We start from the raw sequence: 16,177 nt of genomic DNA, 5'->3' as shown, positions 1-16,177 counted from the left end.
CACGTCGCCAACAGCATCACGGACATCTGTTGTGCGACACAGCGGAGCCGTTCCTGCATCACGCAGCCTCGTCGGCGGTCGGGAGTTCGACGACGGCGACGGCACCCCGGTTCCCGTCCGCACGGTCCTCGAACCAGACGTCGCCGCCGTATCGGTCGAGCATCACGCGGACGAAGTAGAGGCCGAACCCGACAGACCCGGAGCTTTCGGACGTGACCGCTTCCTCGAAGATAGCGGTTTTCTGGTCGTCATCGATGCCGGGACCGTTGTCGGCGATACGGAGAGTAACGGCCCCCGAGTCCACGCTAGCGGAGGCTGTGACTGTCGGTGCCTCGCTGTCGTTGTGCTCGACGGCATTCTGGAACAGGTTCTCGACGACCGACCCGAGCAGATTATCGGCACGGACGGCCGGCAGCGAGTCGGTCTTGACGGTGACGGTCAGGTTGTCGTGACCCTGCCGGAATTTCGCGGCCTTCTCGGCGAGGATCGATTCGAGGTCGACCGCTCCGAGGTCGCTGTCGTCCTCGCCCGCCACGGTTCGTGTCACCGATCGGACTTCCTGGGCCATCCGTGCGAGGTCATCCGTCCACTCGTCGATGGTCGCCACGCGGTCGGCAGCCTCCCCCTCGACGAGTCCGTCGAGTCGGTCGACGTGACCCTGGACGACCATCAGCCCGTTGAGCAGGTCGTGTCGTAGAGCACTGTTGAAAAACCGGAGTTGCTCGGAGCGCATCTCCAGTAGTTCACGGCTCTCCCGGAGCGCACGCTCCTTTTCGACCCGGTCAAGCGCGTTTTCGGTCGTCGTCGCAAGCGTATCGGCGAAACGACAGTCGTCCTCAGTGAACCCATCGTGGTCCGGGCCTGCACTGATCCCCAACACGCCATGGTCTCCAAGCGGGTACAGTAACGACCCGCCGATGTCGACTGGCAGTTGGGTGTCCGACGCTTCTATCGGTGCGCCGCATCTCGGTTCGCCCGATTCGAATACCTGCCAGACATCGCTGTCTCCCGGCTCAACGACAGGATTTTCAGGCACGTCCCCGCGTCTGTATGCGTCGGCGAGCGCGTCGGTGAACACCGCTGACTGAAGGGCGTTCGCGCCCTCGTCGTACATCATCGTGCCCGCGTATGGATACTCGAGTAATTCGTCGACGGTATTCACCGCAATCTCCAGCACTTCCTCGGGCGTCTCGGCGCTGAGGAACCGCTGGGAGACTGACTGAAGGCTCGCGAGCGTTCGCTCGCGCTGCTTCTGGAGCGTGATATCCCGTAACACCAGGACGTACCCCTGTTCGCGGTCGTACTGGTCACGGATCGGTGTCTTGTTGAGGTCGTACATCTTGGCTTCGCCGCCGTCCGTGCTGACTGTCCCGTCCTCCAATACGTGCTCTTCCCCGTCCCGCACGGCATCCAACGACCCGGGAAGAACACGGCGTATCGGCGTTCCGACCGGCGATTCGCCGTCGAGGAGCCGGAGCCCGGCCGGGTTCGCGTCGATGAGCCGTGCCGACTCATCGAGTATCATGACGGGGTCGTCCATCTCTTCGAGGACGATGTCTGGCGCGAGCGGTTCGACGCTGAGGAAGTCATACCGAAAGAGCGCAAGTGCGATGAGACCGGCCTCAACTGAAAAAAACACCGAGGTCAGATTCAGCCCCGGGTGTGGACTGAACCCGGCTTGGAAAGCGATGTTCCCGACGAGGGTAACCAACACCGCCAGCAGTATCACCGCGGTCTGGCGCCGAAAGATGTTCCGCGAGGAGATGAGAAACCGAGCGAGCAGGCCCAGAGAGACGAGGATAGGTGGGTACGCGAAGAGGAGCGGCCAGATGGCGGACGGTCCCTGTGACGCGACGACCGGTAATGTGAGGCCGTTGACCGTCCGAACTGGGATCCCACTGAAAGTCACTGTCTCCAGCACCGCTACCCCGCCGACGACTGCGTAGACGGCTACGAGTGCTCGTCGCCGTCGGCGGGTGAGCACCGCACCGTGACCGGTATAGACAAGAGTGAAAAGCAGGAAATACGCTGGTGCGAGGAAGAGCAGTCCGGCAGACGCGGCCAGCAGGACGCCTGAAATCGGTGACCGTGGAGCGACGACAGTCCCGGCCGCACAGAGGCCGGCCAGCCCCGGTGGAATCGCCATCATCGATAGCGCATGCGAGGCGGGGTGGTCACGATGCCGGCGAGCGAAGTAGCCGATACCGAGTCCGGCGAGGCCACCCCCGGACAGCACAGCGGCGACGAGCAAGACGGGCGTAAGCCGCATTACACCTCAATTGTCGATCGAATCCCGTGTATCTTCCTCCCCCGTTATCAAACTAGAAACTTACCGGTTCGATACCTGCCGGGTTCGGGGGACTCTTGACCCACCACACACTCCCGCTGGTATGAGCGTCATCGACCTCACCGAAGACCTTGTCGCGATTCCCAGCCATGCGGACGAGTCCACGGCAGGGGCGTTCATCGCTGAGTGGCTCCGCGAGCACACGACCGGCGCAGTAAACCGCGACAGCCACGGCAACGTCATCGCCTGCAAGGGGCAGGGCGACGACACGCTCGCCCTCGTCGGCCACCACGACGTGGTCCCGCCGGACGACTCGCAGGTCGACGCCGACGGCGAGTACGTCGTCGAACAGCGCGACGGTCGCCTCTACGGTCGGGGCACGGCGGACATGAAAGGGTGTGTCGCCGCGGCGATGCTGGCCTTCCGGGACGCCGACCCCGCCGGCGAACTGGTCTTTGCCTCCTTCGTCGGCGAGGAACAGGGCGGGGTCGGCTGCCAGGCCGCCATCGAGGATGGCTTCGCGCCCGACTACGCCGTCGTCGGCGAGGGGTCGACCGGCTACTCCGCCCCTGGCACCACGGATGTGGCCGTCGCGCACAAAGGTCGGCGCGGGTCGACGCTGGTCGCCGAGGGCGCGGCGGCCCACGCGAGCGAACCCGACGCCGGCGCAAACGCCATCTACCGCGCGACCGACGCCGTCGACGTGGTCCGGGACCTCGACTTTCCCGAGACAACCGTGCTGGGCCACGAGCTGAGCGGGAGCGTCGCCGTCACGGAGATCGACGGTGGCTCCGCGTGGAACGTCATCCCCGAGCGATGCGAGGTCACCGTCGACGAGCGGACGGTCCCCGGCGAGCGCGCGCCGCTCGACCGCGCCGAGGCCGTCGACGGCGTGACCTGGCGCGTCGACCAGGACCTCCCGCCGATGGCCTGCGGCGACGCCGACTTCGCGGATAGGGTGCTGGACGCCGCCGCTGATGCGCAGGACAGCACGCCCGAGCACGTCGTCAAACCGCACGCGACCGACGCCGGCTGGCTCGCCCAGGCCGGAACGGACTGTGTAATCGTCGGTGCGGCCGAACCCGGCGAGGCCCACACCGCCGACGAGAGCGTGTCGCTGGCCGTCCTACAGCGGTGCCGCGAGGTCTACGAGCGCGTCGCCGAGTCGTGGCCGTCCGAGTGACTGCCGACTGTGCCGTGTCGCCCTGATAAGCCCTATTCGCTCGTGCACCCCTTACCGGCGGCATCGGGTCTTTACCGTCGCCGGCCTAACCCCGCCGTATGGCAACAGCGAGCGAGGACAGCGAGTCCACGTACGAGCAGTTTCTGGATCACGTCCGCCGCCTCCACTACGTCCAGGACGCCGGCGGCGTCCTGAACTGGGACCAGCAGGTGATGATGCCCGACGCCGGGACGCCGGCCCGGGCGAAACAGACCTCTGCCATCTCGACGCTCCATCACGAACTGCTGACCGACGACGACCTGGCCGAGTGGCTGGACGAACTCGACGACGCCGACCTCGACGCCGAACAGGAAGCCGTCGTCCGGGAGGTCCGCCGGGACCACGAGCGGGCGACGAAGGTCCCCGCCGACCTCGTCGAGCGCCTCTCTGAGGCCTCTTCGAACGCCCTGCCGGTCTGGAAGGAGGCCAAGGCCGAGGACGACTTCGATGCCTTCGCCGACACGCTCGAAGAACTGGTCGAACTCCGCCGGGAGTACGCCGCGGCCATCGACCCCGACCGCGACCCCTACGAGGTCCTCTTCGAGGAGTACGAGCCCTACCTCGGCATCGACACCGCCGAGGAAGTGCTGACGGACCTCCGGGACGCGCTCGTCCCGCTCATCGACGACATCGCCGACAGCGACGTGACCCTCGCGGACCCGTTCGAGGGGACCTACGACGACGACACCCAGCACGGCCTCGTCGAGACCGCGCTGGACACGCTGGGCTACGACTGGGACCGCGGCCGACTGGACACCGCGCCCCACCCCTTCTCGATGGGGACGCAGTTCGACGCCCGCGTCACCACCCGTTTCACCCCCGAGGACCCGCTGGACGCGCTCGGGTCGACCATCCACGAGTTCGGCCACGCCACCTACACGCTCGGTCTGCCACAGAAAGCGTACGGCACGCCGCTCGGCGACAACCGCGACCTCTCGGTCCACGAGTCCCAGTCGCGCTTTTGGGAGAACCACGTCGGCCGCTCGGAGCCGTTCTGGGACTTCTTCGCCGACACCGCCAACGACCACCTCGGGACCGACGCGTCGCCCCGCCAGTTCTACGAGGCCGCAAACGAGGTGTACGACGACAACCTCATTCGGGTCGAAGCGGACGAACTGACCTACCACATGCACATCATCGTCCGCTTCGAAATCGAGCGGGACCTCATCCGCGGGGACCTCGAGGTGTCCGAAGTGCCCCAGGTCTGGAACGACAAGATGGAGGAGTACCTCGGCGTCCGGCCCGACACCGACGCCGAGGGCTGTCTGCAGGACATCCACTGGACGAACGGGGCCTTCGGCTATTTCCCGACCTACACGCTCGGGTCGGTGCTGGCCGCGCAACTGGACCACCACGCCCGCGGGGACATCGACGGCTTCGACGACCACGTCCGGGCCGGTGAGTTCGACCCCATCCACGACTGGCTCACCGAGAACATCCACCAGCACGGTGCTCGCTACCGGACCGACGACCTCGTCGAAGAAGCGACTGGTGAATCCTTCACCGCCGACCACTTCCTCGACTACGCCGAGGAGAAGTACCGTTCGCTGTACGACTGCTGACACGACGGTCGACAAACGTCGTTCCAGATATCGACTCTGATACTATTGGGCTATTCGTTTTATATTCCCCGCCCATTGTGGCGACTACTATGGCTGAGAGACCGACGGAAAACGTACGGGGTCAAACGGGTGCGGGGATCGAAACGGACATCGAAGACGAGGTCGCGGAGAACATCGATACAGAGGCCGGCTACAGCCACACCGCTGCGAGCGAAATCCAGACGATGCTGGCCGAGGTGGAGGGGTCGTCGGTCGGAATCGCGGAGGAAACGGCCGACATCCGCGAACAGGCCGCCGAACAGTACGAGAGCCTGACAGACATCGCAAACGAGGTGTCGAACCTCTCTGCGTCGGTCGAACAGATAGCGTCCTCCTCCGAGGAGGTGTCCGCGGCTTCCCGCGAAGCGAAGGAACTCGCCGAGCGCGGGCAGGGCAACGCCGACGACGTTCACGAGGCGATGGAGAACATTCAGCAGGCGGCCGACAGCGTCGCCGAGGATGTCAAGACGATACAGCAAAGCGTTCAGGAGATCGACGAAATCGTCGACGTCATCAACGACATCGCCGACCAGACCAACATGCTGGCGCTGAACGCGTCTATCGAGGCCGCTCGCGCCGGTGAGGCGGGCGAAGGGTTCGCCGTCGTCGCAAACGAAGTCAAAAGCCTCGCCGAGGAATCACAGGAGCAAGCGACGACTATCGAGCAGATGATCGACGGCATCCAAGACGATACCGAGAACGCCGTCGAGAGCCTCGAAGAGAGCAACGAAGAGATTGACGCGGGAATCGACACGGTCGAAGAATCGACCGAAATCCTCGAAGAGATCGACGACACCGTCCGCGAGGTCAACAACGGTATCGAGGAGGTCGCGACAGCCACGGACCAGCAGGCCGCCTCGACTGAGGAAGTGGCCAGTATGATCGACCAGTCCACGGGCGCAGCCAAGGATATCGCCGACAGTACGGCCGATATCGCCGAGGAATCCGACGAGCAAACAGACCTTCTCACCGACATCAATCAGGCGATGGACGACCTCGTCGCGGACCTCCAGCGCAACAACTGAACAGCCTGCACACCTCGGCCACACAGTTCGAAGCACCCGAGTCGAACCAGTCGTTTATTCGTCCGGGTGGCGTACGGCCGGTATGCGACCGGATCTGGACCCAGAACAGCTTGACCGCTACTCCCGGCACATCATCATGAACGACGTCGGGCCAGAGGGCCAGGCCGCACTGCTCGACACCGACGTGCTGGTCGTCGGGGCCGGCGGCCTCGGCGCGCCGGTGCTCCAGTACCTCGCGGCTGCGGGTATCGGTCGGCTCGGTATCGTCGACGACGACACCGTCGAGCGGTCGAACCTCCAGCGGCAGGTCATTCACGGCGACGACGATGTGGGGCGGCCGAAAGTCGACAGCGCCGCGGAGTTCGTCACGGGCCTCAACCCCGACGTGAGCGTCGACCGCCACGAACTGCGGCTGGCCCGGGAGAACGCTGCCGACCTGGTGGCCGACTACGACATCGTCGTCGACGCCTCCGACAACTTCGCCACGCGCTTTCTGGTCAACGACGCCTGCACGCTCTCGAACACGCCGTTCTCCCACGGCGCTATCTTCCAGTTCGAGGGGCAGGTGACGACGTTCTCCGGCGACAGCCCGTGTTACCGCTGTCTGTTCCCCGAAGCGCCGCCGGAGGGGACCGTCCCCGACTGCGCGACCGCAGGCGTGCTGGGCGTCCTACCGGGCACTATCGGCTGCATGCAGGCGACCGAAGTCGTCAAGCTCGCCATGGACTACGGCGAGACCCTGGAGGGCCGGCTCATCGCCTACGACGCCGCCGAGATGTCCTTCGAGGAGATTCCTGTCGCCGCTAAACCCGACTGCCCGGTGTGTGGCGACGACCCGGCCATCGCCAGCGTCGCCGACGCCAGCTACGAGGGCCGCTGTTCGCTCGCTGAGGACTGACCGGCCCGCGCTCCGGTACCGTTCTCACAGCTGATACTGCGGAACCGAGGTTTATGTCACGATAGCCACGAGTCGGGACAACGTCCCACATGTCCCGCCCCGACCACGCGCCCCACCCCTTTTCCGTCCGCCTCCAGAAGCCCGGCTACGTCGAACTGGTGTTCTCGCTGGTGCTCGTCTGGGGCTTCGGCGATGCGCTGTCGACGCTGTTCGCCGCGCAGTTTGCCGGGCCGGGACTGGAGGCTAACCCGTGGATACGGACCCTCCTCATCCACGAACCGCTGCTCGTGATTGCCCTGAAGATGGCTGTCGTCCTCTACGTCGGCGTCGTTCTGCTGGAGTGTCGCGACGTGGTCGAGCGAGTCCCGCTGTGGCGGGCCTGGCTCCTCGGCGTCGTCGCCGTCGGCGCGGTCGTCGTCCTCGGCAACACCTACGTCGGCCTGGCCGCGGCCGCCGCCTAGGCCCGGACGGTCCCGAGTTCGACAACGGCGTCCCGCGGCGGCGTCTCGAACAGGTCCGGATGGACGAGTGCCGCCAGGAACTCAAGCGTGTCTACGAGCCGCGGCCCCGACCGGTTGACGTAGTGGTGGCCGTCCATCACGTACGCCCGGCCCTCGCGGACGGCCGTCAGGTCGTCGAAGCCGGGGCGGTCGGTCAGGTCGGCGCGGTTCTCGCGAGTCTGTGCCACGTCGAAACCACAGGGCGCAGCCACCAGCACCTCGGGGTCGTACTCGCGGACCGCCGTCCACTCACGCGGCCGGGAGTGCGCGCCGGACTCTTCCATTCCGTAAGTGCCGCCGGCCGTCTCGATCATTTCCGGGACCCAGTGGCCGGCGACCATCACCGGGTCCAGCCAGTCCAGCACCGCCACGCGAGGTGTCGTCTTGGCCCGTGCTGCCGTCGTCTCGACGGCCGCGACCCGGTCCCTGAGGTCGGCGACGAGTTCGGCGGCGCGGTCGTCACGCCCGACTGCTGCACCGACCCGGTGGATGGAGTCGAACAGGTCGTCGAGGCTGTGGACATCGAGTGTCAGTACGTCGGCGTCCAGTCCCAGTTCCTCGACGGCCTCGGCGACCAGCACGTGATCGACGGCGCACACGTCACAGACGCCCTGGGTGACGATGAGGTCGGGTTCCAGTTCCGCCAGTGTCTCGCGGTCGATGGCGTAGACGCCGTCGCTCTCCTCGGCGGCCGCGACCTGCTCGTTTATCTCGCCGCTCGATGCTGTCGGGTCGACGCGCGAGCGGTTGACCGACGGCTTCTCGCGGGCCGCTGGCGGATGGTCGCACTCATGTGAGACACCGACCGGCTCGACACCGAGCGCGTAGACGATCTCCGTCGCCGAGGGCAGGAGCGTGACGACTCGCATACTCCGACCTTGGTCCGCGCGGACAAAAACCTGCGTCCGCCGCCTCGCACGCTTCGTTACGCTTACCCTCTGTCGCCGACGAGACGCGGGCATGGAAGTCAAGTCGCGACACCACCTCCGTTCGGACGAGGTTGACACCATCACGACGGCGCTGTCGGAGAATCTCGGTGTCGAACTCGACGCGGATAGCTTCGAGAAGGTCGAGTTCGACGACAGCGACTGGGACGTCGTCCTCGTCGACGGCGACCCGCTCGTCCTCTACCTAGATCGCGAGGGACCCCGTCCCTCGGATGGAGGCGGCGAAGCCGCCGAGAAAGAGCCGTTCCTCACAGTACAGGGCGCCAACCAGCACCCGCCCGAGAAACACGTCGTCACCGTCGACGCCGGGGCCGTCTCCTTTGTCTCAGACGGCGCGGACATCATGCGGCCGGGCATCACCGAGGCCGACGACGACATCAGTGAGGGCGATTTGGTCGTCATCAACGAGGAGTCCCACGGGAAGTTCCTCGCTGTCGGCCGCGCGCAGACCGACGGCGACGATATGGTCGGCGACAGCGGGAAAGTCGTCAAGTCGCTCCACCACGTCGGCGACGATCTGTTCGAGTTTTCGGTGTAGGGCAGTTCTGTACTCGCTTCAGTCACACCAGCGGCCGGAGCCCGAACCGGTCGAAGCCACGGTCTAACGTAACTCTGAGGAGCGCTTCGGCCACGCCAGCGCCCACGGCAACGCCGAGCAACAGGGGCCAGACGGTGAGATACGACGACAGCGGGTGGAGATGCGTCCCGTAGAGCCATTCAACCACCGTGTTGCCGAGTAGCCAGAACGTCACAAGCACCGGCGTGACGAGCGAAAGACGACTACAGAGATACAGCGGGACGGCACCCGTGAGGAACATCCCGACGGCGGCATAGCTGGCCCCGAACGCAAGGGTCGCCGTGTCGTGTGACGAAAAGTGGACGCCGTTCGCAAACAGCCACGACAGTACGCCGATGGCATAGAGGATGCCACCGACGGCTGCGACGGTACTGGGCGTTGACCTGATGGAGGGCAGGCGCATCGGTGTCAGTGTTCGTTCCATCACCTAAATAACATTTTGTGCAGCCCACGTCGTTCTCGGTCGTCACCACGGCCGATCAGGGTGTGCTGTGGCGATACGTTCGATGGACGAAAAGTTGAAACGGGTAGCGAACGCCGTGAGTGACATGGGACTGATGAGCAAGATCCTCGGGGAGTCTGGGTCCTCTCGGAACACCGAGGATTACGTCGAACTGAACGCGAACGAATTCGAGATGACCGGGACGGAACTCGAACGTCAGGTCCGTATCGCCCGCATCAGTGACAAGCAGGACGTCATCGAGATCAAAGACGCCGTCTACGACGGCGACGTGGTCGTCGCGGATATCACGCGCCACTCCACACAGGACCGCACGATGGAACACATCAGCGACGAGCTCAAGCAGGTCGCCAACGAGGTCGGCGGCGACATCGTCCAGAAGGACGACGACCAGCTCATCATCACGCCGGCTGGCGTCGGCATCTCTCGGGAACGACTCGGCCGATAGGCGTGTGCTAGTCGGGTCGGCGGGACCTCGCTGTTCGGTCGACCTTGTCAGCTTATCTCAGTCTAACTGCCGGTTTTCGGGGGCTTCAATGCGTTTTTCGGTGTCGCCACGCTAAGGGCGGCAATGACTGAACCGGCGATACGCGCTAGCGGGTTACAGAAGCGCTACGGCGATGTCCAGGCACTCGACGACCTGGAACTGACAGTCGAGCAAGGCGAGTTCTTCGGCCTGCTCGGCCCGAACGGGGCCGGCAAGACGACGTTCATCAACACGCTGGTCGGCCTCGTCCACAAGGACGGGGGAACCGCGGAGGTGTTCGGCTTCGACGTGGAGGACGACTACCGCGAGGTCCGCGACCGTATCGGCGTCGCACCACAGGAGTTCAACGTCGACCGCTTTTTTCCCATCATCGAGGTGCTGGAACACAAGGCGGGCTACCACGGTATCAGCCGGGCCGAGGCCAGAGAGCGGGCCGAGGACGCGCTGAAGACCGTCGGCATCTGGGACAAGCGCGACACGCGCTTCGACTGGCTCTCCGGCGGGATGAAACGGCGGTTCGTCCTCGCCCGCGCGCTCGTCTCGAACCCGGACCTGCTCATCCTCGACGAGCCGACGGCGGGGGTCGACGTCCAGCTCCGCCACGACCTCTGGGAGATTATCAACCGGATGAACGACGCCGGGACCACAATTTTGCTGACGACTCACTACATCGAGGAGGCCGAGCGGCTCTGTGACCGGGTGGCCATCATGGACGACGGGCGGAAAGTCGAGGTGGCGACCCCCGACGACCTGATGGCCCGCGGGACGGACACTATCGTCCTCGAGCTCGCCGAGATGCCGCGAACGGCCCCGCGACTCGACGTTGAGGGAATCACCGACATCGAACTGACCGACGAAGGGCTGGCTGTCACCGCGATGGGCGGGAGCCAGACTGCGCCCGCGATAATGCGTGAACTCGAATCGCAGGGCCACACCGTCACCTCGCTGGAGATCCGCCGCGCGTCGCTCGAAGAGGTGTTCGTCGACATGACCCGCGACGACCGCGAGTACGCGGAGGTGTCGGCATGAACCCGAACGCGACGCAGTTCCTGACACTGGCCCGGCGGGAAGTGCTGCGGTTCGTCCGCCGGCCGTACAACACCTTCCTCCCGCCGATTATCACGAACGCGCTGTATTTCTCTGTGTTCGGCGTGATTCTGGGGAGCCGAATCGGCGAAATCGCGGGCGTGAGCTACCTCCAGTTCGTCCTGCCGGGACTGGTCGTGCTCGGAGCCATTTCGGACAGTTTCGAGAACGCCTCCTTTACTATCTTCCACGGGCGCTGGAACGACTACATCCAGGCCGTGCTCACGTCCCCGATGTCGAACCGGAGCATGGTGGCCGCCTACGTCTCGGCCAGTGCGCTCCGTGGTATCGTCACGTCCTTGCTCATCGTCGGCGTCGGGCTGATATTCACGTCCGTCCCCGTCGCCAACCCCCTGTATCTCGTCTCGTTCCTGCTGGTGATTACCACGCTGTTCGGCGGGCTCGGTGTTATCGGCGGCCTCTGGGCGAGCGACTTCGACTACCTGACGGTGATGAACCAGTTTATCCTCCGGCCGCTGGTGTTTTTCGGCGCGGTGTTTTACTCGCTGGAAGTCCTCCCGGCGTTCTGGCGCAGCGTCTCGTTGCTCAACCCGATGGTATACATGGTGAACGGCGTCCGCTACGGGATGATCGGTGTCACCGAAATCGATCCGAACACGTCGCTGGCCGTCCTGACCGGGACGACCGTCGTCGTGTTGTCCATCGACTTCCTGCTGTTCAAGCGCGGCTACGGGCTCGCCGAATAGCGCCGTCGCTCGGGTCCCTCCGTGGCCGGTAAAACTGGGCTGCGGGCTCGATGCCTGACCTGGCCGCGAATGCCGGATTGGGTCCGCTCCGGCGGGCGGACAAACTATGACAGGCTGCCCCGGAATCCGCGTCCGTGGCAACACGAGGGGTGTCTCGTGCCCCGGATACTTGTGAGCGCCTCCGGGTGAGGCGTATGTGAATGTATGCCACAAGCGTATTTAGATGTGACGCCCGTCTGACGCTGTGTGATAATGGCGGTACTCGGTCCGGAAGAACCAGCAGCTACGAGCCACGTATCGCCGGCACTCACGACTCGCGCCCGACGACCGGCCTCAGACGTTGTCCGGGGCGTCGGCGTCGTCCTCGACCGAGCGCTTCAGCGAATCGCGGCGCGCCTTCGCGTCGCGGTCGGTCGCTTCCTCAAGGAAGTCGTTCTTGATGGCGACGGCGTCTTCGGCCGCATCGACGTTGCCTTCGGCTATGACCTCCTCCGCGGGCCGCTCGTCGATGTGCAGCGCGAGTTTGTCCTTCTTCGAGCCGTACTCGACGCGGCCCGCGACGACCCGCTCGAACACGGGGTTGTCCGGGTCGTCGACGACCAGCAGGTCGTTGCCTTCGTACTCTTCCGTATCGGTCACTTCGCCGAAGTACTCCTCGACGAACGCTTCCATGTCAGGGACGCGGTCTTCGAGATGCTCGCCCCGTCGCATCTTGTACTCTCGCATGGGCGAGTTTTTGCGAGGGGCTGTCTTACCCTTTGCGTTCACTCCTCGTCACGGGTGATAAGTGACCCCTTGTGACATTCCGGACAGAAGTCCCCGGCACGCAACGATGTCGACTCCACTTCGGTGGTGAAGCCACACTCTGGACAGGCAAACTCGCCCTCCGGAACCGTCACGGCGCTGTCGCTGGTCGGTTCGACGCTCGAATCGTCGTCCGTTCCGGTGTCGACCGGCATTGTCTCCGGCGACCAGCCGTCCCCGTCATCTCCCGGCTCATCGGGCCACTCACCGGGCTGTCGGTCGTCGCCAGCCGGCTCTGATTCCTCTTCCTCGCCGAGAATGAGTCCGTCGTCTTTCTCGGGGTCGGTCTCGTCTTCGGGTACCGGCTCCTCGCCTTCCGCGTCCGGCACGTCGACCGTCGTCGTCGGCTCGTCCAGTTCCACGTCGCCGCTCTCCTCCTCGCCGTCGTCCCCGTCGTCGATAATCTCGGCGTCGTCGGCGGACGGGTCGACCGACTCCCCGTCGTCCGCGTCGTCGAGTCCCGCGTCCCCCGGCGCTTCGACCGGGTCGTCGACGCTGTCCCAGCCGTCCGACCGCTCCCTTTCCTCGTCATCGGGACTGACTGTGCTCTCAGCCGGGTCGTCTTCCGGCTGTGACTCGGTCTCCGGCCTTTCGGATCCGGACTCTTCTTCGACGAGGTCGCTGGCGATGTCCGACGGTGTCTCGATAGCCGTTACCTCCTTGTTTTCCGAGACAATTCGCGTATTTCCACACCGCTCACAGGTCTCCCGTTCCTGGATGGTGATGACGACTTCGCTACCCTGCTCTTCGCGCTCGCGCTCGACGGTGGTCTCACCGTACTTGTGCCCGAGGACGGAACATTTGAGACCCATTGCCAGAACTTCCCACCGTGGCGTACTTAAACCCTGCCCGTTGGCTCCACCGCTCGTGACAGAACGCTACCCCGTTTCGCGACGCTGCTACATTAATTTCATCACGGCTTGTGAAATTTTATAACTGGAAGCGGAACTACGTTACGCCAATGCAGCGGATGACGACGCTCGTGGTGTCGGTCCTCGCCCTCTCAGCACTTCTCTGTGGAACAGCGATGGCGACCGAGAACCAGCCACCGCTTGCTGACGCCGGACTGGACCAGTCCGTCGAGCGAGGGACGTCGGTCCAGTTGGACGCCAACGGCTCGCGCGACCCCGATGGCACAGTTGAATCATTCGAGTGGACCATCGAAGCGCCGGACGGCACAGCACGCACACCCGACTGCCTGACCTGTGCCAAGACGACGTTCTCACCGGCTGAAACCGGCCAATACAACGTCACTGTCACCGTCACTGATGACGACGGGGCGTCGCGTTCGGACACGCTCCATGTCGACGTGGTGGCCGCCGGCGGGCCGTCAGTCTCGGTTTCGGCCCCATCTGCCGTTCCCGTTGGCCTCCAGCGGAACCTGACTGCCAATGTGACTGCCGGCGACGCTGACCTCCGAACGCTCGCCTGGGTCGTCAACGGCACCGCTCAGAACCAGACGCGACTCGCCGGCGAGAACGGGAGCTCGACCATCACGCATACATTCAACGAATCCGGCTCTGTCTCCGTCCGTGCGGTCGCCTACGATGCTGCCGGAGGGCGTGGCGTCGCTAACCGGTCGATTCAGGTGGCCGGCTCGTCCGGTACCGGTAGCAGCGCTGGTGGCAACAACTGTCCGGGCGGCAGCGGGAACTACTACGTTGACGGCGAAAACATGGGCTGTACGAGTGCCGCCATGACTATCGAGGATACCATTGTCGATACTGACGGCCGGGATGGTCTATGGCTGTACGTGGACAATGAACTCACCAAGATAATCGAGGAAGAGAACATGAACAAGTACTCCAAGGACGGGTATGGGGGCACGTTCAGCAAAGAAACTATTGATGAGCAAAAACAGGCCGCAAAGAGAGAACAAACTGCTCAATCAGAGGCCAGTGCCGATGGTAGAAGTGACGACGACGGAAGTGAAGGTAGGCCCAACGATGGGAGCACCCGTCCGAACTCTAGTGTGCCGAATAACTTAGGCGGAGAAAATGATGGTAACGATGATGATGAGTATGATTGGTCTTACGAGGACGACGATGCCAGTAGCAGTGGAGAGGGCGACGATGATAGCGAAAATAGCAACGGTGATGATGGCAGTAGTGACGACGACGGTGGCGGTGATGACGATGATGGTGGGATCCTTGGCGGCCTACTCGGCGGGGATAGCGATCATAATAGTAACGATGGCGGCGAAGGTTGGTTTGGTGGCGATAACGACGACGGCGACGGCAGCAATGATGACAGCACTGACGATAATGGCGGTGGCGGTTGGAGTTTTTGGTAATTTATTCTCATACTTATTTTATAGAATTAGATTTTATAATAGATAGCGAGCAAGTTAGAAATAGAATGAATCAAAAGTGCAAGCTTAGAGAGAGGGCAGGATGTCTGTTAGCGACTGCTGCAGGTCCTTCCCTACTATCAGTTCTCGCTCCGGTCATCATGTGGATAAACGACAGTGAGTATGGAAATGAACACTCAGCTACGTCCTGTACCCAGTCCAATGTTAGTTTCCTCAGCAATCCGATCGTGTTTGCCTCGTCATCAGGAGGAGTAAATCGGTGTGGGACAGCAGATGGCCTGGCTCCGGAACCGACGCCGATCGTGAATGGAATTTTGACACTCTCGTCTGTCGAAAAAGAAATAAACAATTCAGAACCTCATAGTGAGATTCAGGAATGATGTCCAATATTAGAAATATCGCCATCTCAGCCGCTTTTGTCCTTTTGATTATTTCGGTCGGTTGCTCTGCGTTCGTGGATGGAGATAGACAAGCAGATGATACATACACGTCGGCGCAGACTCCAGTCGCTACACTAGAGGATACCGAGACTACAACGCCCGTACCTACGGAGGCTAAAAATACGCCAGTAGCTACCGAGGTACCTGAAACAGAAACCGAATCTATTACCCGAGACGACCTCAGTAAGGCACAGAAGTTTGAGAAATTTGATGAGAATATGCAATATCTATATAATGCAGATGAAAAAAACCGTTCTGCCGAGATGGAGGCCTTCCCTGCAAATGACTCATACCACCTGACGGTTGAAATGCGAGATACTACGAACTTCACTAAGACCCGAAATGACCGGCTAAACCCGCTTTGGAAGTACTATGCCATTGTAGAGGACTACAATAATGATGATGATCACTTTCCAAAGAGAGACCACACGTATATCCCAGATACGGTCAATGTAACGTTCGTTACGGAAGATGGTGGAGTGTTCGAGACGACGTATATCAAGTACAATTGGGCGTACAAGTACTATACCGATGAATGGTCGATTCGGGTTCTCATGGCAAAGTATGGCTCTACCACCGAAGAGGGACCAGCGTACCACGAGAATGGTAGGTAGCGACACTCTCACATCTGTAGTGTGAGTCACAGAGTGTCTGTCAGTGACGACCGCGCTTCTCAGGGGCCCCGACGGTCGTTCGTCGAAACAACACGAGAGAGTTCAAACGAGTGAGGGGCTTCAATTGTTGACTGATTAACAATGGTGGAGTATGTTTGGTTTTTTGCTCGCATGCCATCGACACCCAGACAGGTAGACAGTTAGCCACACT

Annotated in this window: 16 protein-coding genes; 11 read left to right on the top strand and 5 right to left on the bottom strand. The window is 62.9% G+C overall.

Annotated features, from left to right (window positions below):
• Window positions 1–58: 58 nt before the first annotated feature.
• Window positions 59–2,269, bottom strand: a complete 2,211-nt coding sequence (locus DVK00_RS03780; protein WP_121577297.1) for a histidine kinase N-terminal 7TM domain-containing protein — start codon at window positions 2,267–2,269, stop codon at window positions 59–61.
• 121 nt (window positions 2,270–2,390) lie between these two features.
• Here DVK00_RS03780 and DVK00_RS03775 point away from each other — a divergent pair, with 121 nt between their 5' ends.
• The 5 genes from DVK00_RS03775 to DVK00_RS03755 all read left to right on the top strand — a co-directional run bounded on the left by DVK00_RS03775 (window position 2,391) and on the right by DVK00_RS03755 (window position 7,494).
• Window positions 2,391–3,470, top strand: a complete 1,080-nt coding sequence (locus DVK00_RS03775) for a M20 family metallopeptidase (protein WP_101350935.1) — start codon at window positions 2,391–2,393, stop codon at window positions 3,468–3,470.
• A gap of 98 nt (window positions 3,471–3,568) precedes the next feature.
• Entirely contained in the window at window positions 3,569–5,071 is a 1,503-nt protein-coding gene (locus tag DVK00_RS03770; RefSeq protein ID WP_121577296.1) for a carboxypeptidase M32, read from the top strand.
• An 89-nt stretch (window positions 5,072–5,160) separates the two neighbouring features.
• Window positions 5,161–6,135 carry a methyl-accepting chemotaxis protein gene (locus tag DVK00_RS03765; RefSeq protein ID WP_101350933.1) on the top strand — a complete coding sequence of 325 codons (975 nt, stop codon included), beginning with the start codon at window positions 5,161–5,163 and terminating at the stop codon, window positions 6,133–6,135.
• An 82-nt stretch (window positions 6,136–6,217) separates the two neighbouring features.
• On the top strand, window positions 6,218–7,033 hold the full coding sequence (locus tag DVK00_RS03760; protein ID WP_121577295.1) for a molybdopterin-synthase adenylyltransferase MoeB: 816 nt from the start codon (window positions 6,218–6,220) through the stop codon (window positions 7,031–7,033).
• 89 nt (window positions 7,034–7,122) lie between these two features.
• On the top strand, window positions 7,123–7,494 hold the full coding sequence (locus DVK00_RS03755; protein WP_101350931.1) for a DUF5658 family protein: 372 nt from the start codon (window positions 7,123–7,125) through the stop codon (window positions 7,492–7,494).
• Here DVK00_RS03755 and DVK00_RS03750 read toward each other — a convergent pair.
• Window positions 7,491–8,402, bottom strand: coding sequence for a cobalamin-binding protein (locus DVK00_RS03750; RefSeq protein WP_121577294.1), 912 nt, complete (start codon window positions 8,400–8,402; stop codon window positions 7,491–7,493). The two genes, DVK00_RS03755 and DVK00_RS03750, sit on opposite strands and share 4 nt — an antisense overlap.
• Window positions 8,403–8,493: 91 nt before the next feature.
• Between DVK00_RS03750 and DVK00_RS03745 the strand changes: the two genes are divergently transcribed.
• Window positions 8,494–9,018, top strand: a complete 525-nt coding sequence (locus DVK00_RS03745; protein ID WP_101350929.1) for an RNA-binding protein — start codon at window positions 8,494–8,496, stop codon at window positions 9,016–9,018.
• Window positions 9,019–9,040: 22 nt separating this feature from the next.
• Here the strand turns inward: DVK00_RS03745 and DVK00_RS03740 are convergent, their stop codons facing one another.
• Window positions 9,041–9,460, bottom strand: a complete 420-nt coding sequence (locus DVK00_RS03740) for a hypothetical protein (RefSeq protein WP_101351482.1) — start codon at window positions 9,458–9,460, stop codon at window positions 9,041–9,043.
• Window positions 9,461–9,605: 145 nt separating this feature from the next.
• Here DVK00_RS03740 and sepF point away from each other — a divergent pair, with 145 nt between their 5' ends.
• The 3 genes from sepF to DVK00_RS03725 all read left to right on the top strand — a co-directional run bounded on the left by sepF (window position 9,606) and on the right by DVK00_RS03725 (window position 11,797).
• Window positions 9,606–9,965 (top strand): cell division protein SepF, encoded by a 360-nt coding sequence (gene sepF / locus DVK00_RS03735; protein ID WP_101351481.1) that lies wholly within the window; start codon window positions 9,606–9,608, stop codon window positions 9,963–9,965.
• A gap of 123 nt (window positions 9,966–10,088) precedes the next feature.
• The gene (locus DVK00_RS03730) at window positions 10,089–11,033 is read left to right on the top strand and encodes an ABC transporter ATP-binding protein (protein ID WP_101350928.1); all 945 of its coding nucleotides are present in this window, start codon (window positions 10,089–10,091) and stop codon (window positions 11,031–11,033) included.
• Window positions 11,030–11,797 (top strand): ABC transporter permease, encoded by a 768-nt coding sequence (locus tag DVK00_RS03725; protein ID WP_101350927.1) that lies wholly within the window; start codon window positions 11,030–11,032, stop codon window positions 11,795–11,797. The genes DVK00_RS03730 and DVK00_RS03725 overlap by 4 nt, the downstream gene beginning before the upstream one ends.
• Before the next feature lie 333 nt (window positions 11,798–12,130).
• Here DVK00_RS03725 and DVK00_RS03720 read toward each other — a convergent pair whose 3' ends face one another.
• Window positions 12,131–12,523: a DUF5611 family protein gene (locus tag DVK00_RS03720; protein WP_053967287.1), complete on the bottom strand. Its 393-nt coding sequence runs from the start codon at window positions 12,521–12,523 to the stop codon at window positions 12,131–12,133.
• A gap of 38 nt (window positions 12,524–12,561) precedes the next feature.
• A complete protein-coding gene (locus DVK00_RS03715; protein ID WP_101350926.1) occupies window positions 12,562–13,413 on the bottom strand; it encodes a hypothetical protein in 852 nt (283 codons plus the stop codon).
• 149 nt (window positions 13,414–13,562) lie between these two features.
• Here DVK00_RS03715 and DVK00_RS03710 point away from each other — a divergent pair, with 149 nt between their 5' ends.
• Both DVK00_RS03710 and DVK00_RS03705 read left to right on the top strand, forming a co-directional pair.
• The gene (locus tag DVK00_RS03710; protein WP_121577293.1) at window positions 13,563–14,894 is read left to right on the top strand and encodes a PKD domain-containing protein; all 1,332 of its coding nucleotides are present in this window, start codon (window positions 13,563–13,565) and stop codon (window positions 14,892–14,894) included.
• A 397-nt stretch (window positions 14,895–15,291) separates the two neighbouring features.
• Window positions 15,292–15,966 carry a hypothetical protein gene (locus DVK00_RS03705; protein ID WP_121577521.1) on the top strand — a complete coding sequence of 225 codons (675 nt, stop codon included), beginning with the start codon at window positions 15,292–15,294 and terminating at the stop codon, window positions 15,964–15,966.
• The last annotated feature ends 211 nt before the right edge of the window (window positions 15,967–16,177 follow it).

This window comes from Haloarcula sp. Atlit-47R, from assembly GCF_003665985.1.
GTDB lineage: Archaea > Halobacteriota > Halobacteria > Halobacteriales > Haloarculaceae > Haloarcula > Haloarcula taiwanensis.
The sequence above is the reverse complement of the archived record's forward strand: the minus strand, read 5'-3'. Positions and strand labels throughout refer to the sequence as shown.

Coding starts and splice junctions, on each gene's coding strand:
- DVK00_RS03705 (WP_121577521.1), top strand. CDS start 15,292: ATGTCCAATATTAGAAATATCGCCATCTCAGCCGCTTTTGTCCTTTTG.
- DVK00_RS03780 (WP_121577297.1), bottom strand. CDS start 2,269: ATGCGGCTTACGCCCGTCTTGCTCGTCGCCGCTGTGCTGTCCGGGGGT.
- DVK00_RS03745 (WP_101350929.1), top strand. CDS start 8,494: ATGGAAGTCAAGTCGCGACACCACCTCCGTTCGGACGAGGTTGACACC.
- DVK00_RS03770 (WP_121577296.1), top strand. CDS start 3,569: ATGGCAACAGCGAGCGAGGACAGCGAGTCCACGTACGAGCAGTTTCTG.
- DVK00_RS03730 (WP_101350928.1), top strand. CDS start 10,089: ATGACTGAACCGGCGATACGCGCTAGCGGGTTACAGAAGCGCTACGGC.
- DVK00_RS03740 (WP_101351482.1), bottom strand. CDS start 9,460: ATGCGCCTGCCCTCCATCAGGTCAACGCCCAGTACCGTCGCAGCCGTC.
- DVK00_RS03710 (WP_121577293.1), top strand. CDS start 13,563: ATGCAGCGGATGACGACGCTCGTGGTGTCGGTCCTCGCCCTCTCAGCA.
- DVK00_RS03775 (WP_101350935.1), top strand. CDS start 2,391: ATGAGCGTCATCGACCTCACCGAAGACCTTGTCGCGATTCCCAGCCAT.
- DVK00_RS03720 (WP_053967287.1), bottom strand. CDS start 12,523: ATGCGAGAGTACAAGATGCGACGGGGCGAGCATCTCGAAGACCGCGTC.
- DVK00_RS03760 (WP_121577295.1), top strand. CDS start 6,218: ATGCGACCGGATCTGGACCCAGAACAGCTTGACCGCTACTCCCGGCAC.
- DVK00_RS03765 (WP_101350933.1), top strand. CDS start 5,161: ATGGCTGAGAGACCGACGGAAAACGTACGGGGTCAAACGGGTGCGGGG.
- DVK00_RS03715 (WP_101350926.1), bottom strand. CDS start 13,413: ATGGGTCTCAAATGTTCCGTCCTCGGGCACAAGTACGGTGAGACCACC.
- DVK00_RS03750 (WP_121577294.1), bottom strand. CDS start 8,402: ATGCGAGTCGTCACGCTCCTGCCCTCGGCGACGGAGATCGTCTACGCG.
- DVK00_RS03725 (WP_101350927.1), top strand. CDS start 11,030: ATGAACCCGAACGCGACGCAGTTCCTGACACTGGCCCGGCGGGAAGTG.
- DVK00_RS03755 (WP_101350931.1), top strand. CDS start 7,123: ATGTCCCGCCCCGACCACGCGCCCCACCCCTTTTCCGTCCGCCTCCAG.
- sepF (WP_101351481.1), top strand. CDS start 9,606: ATGGGACTGATGAGCAAGATCCTCGGGGAGTCTGGGTCCTCTCGGAAC.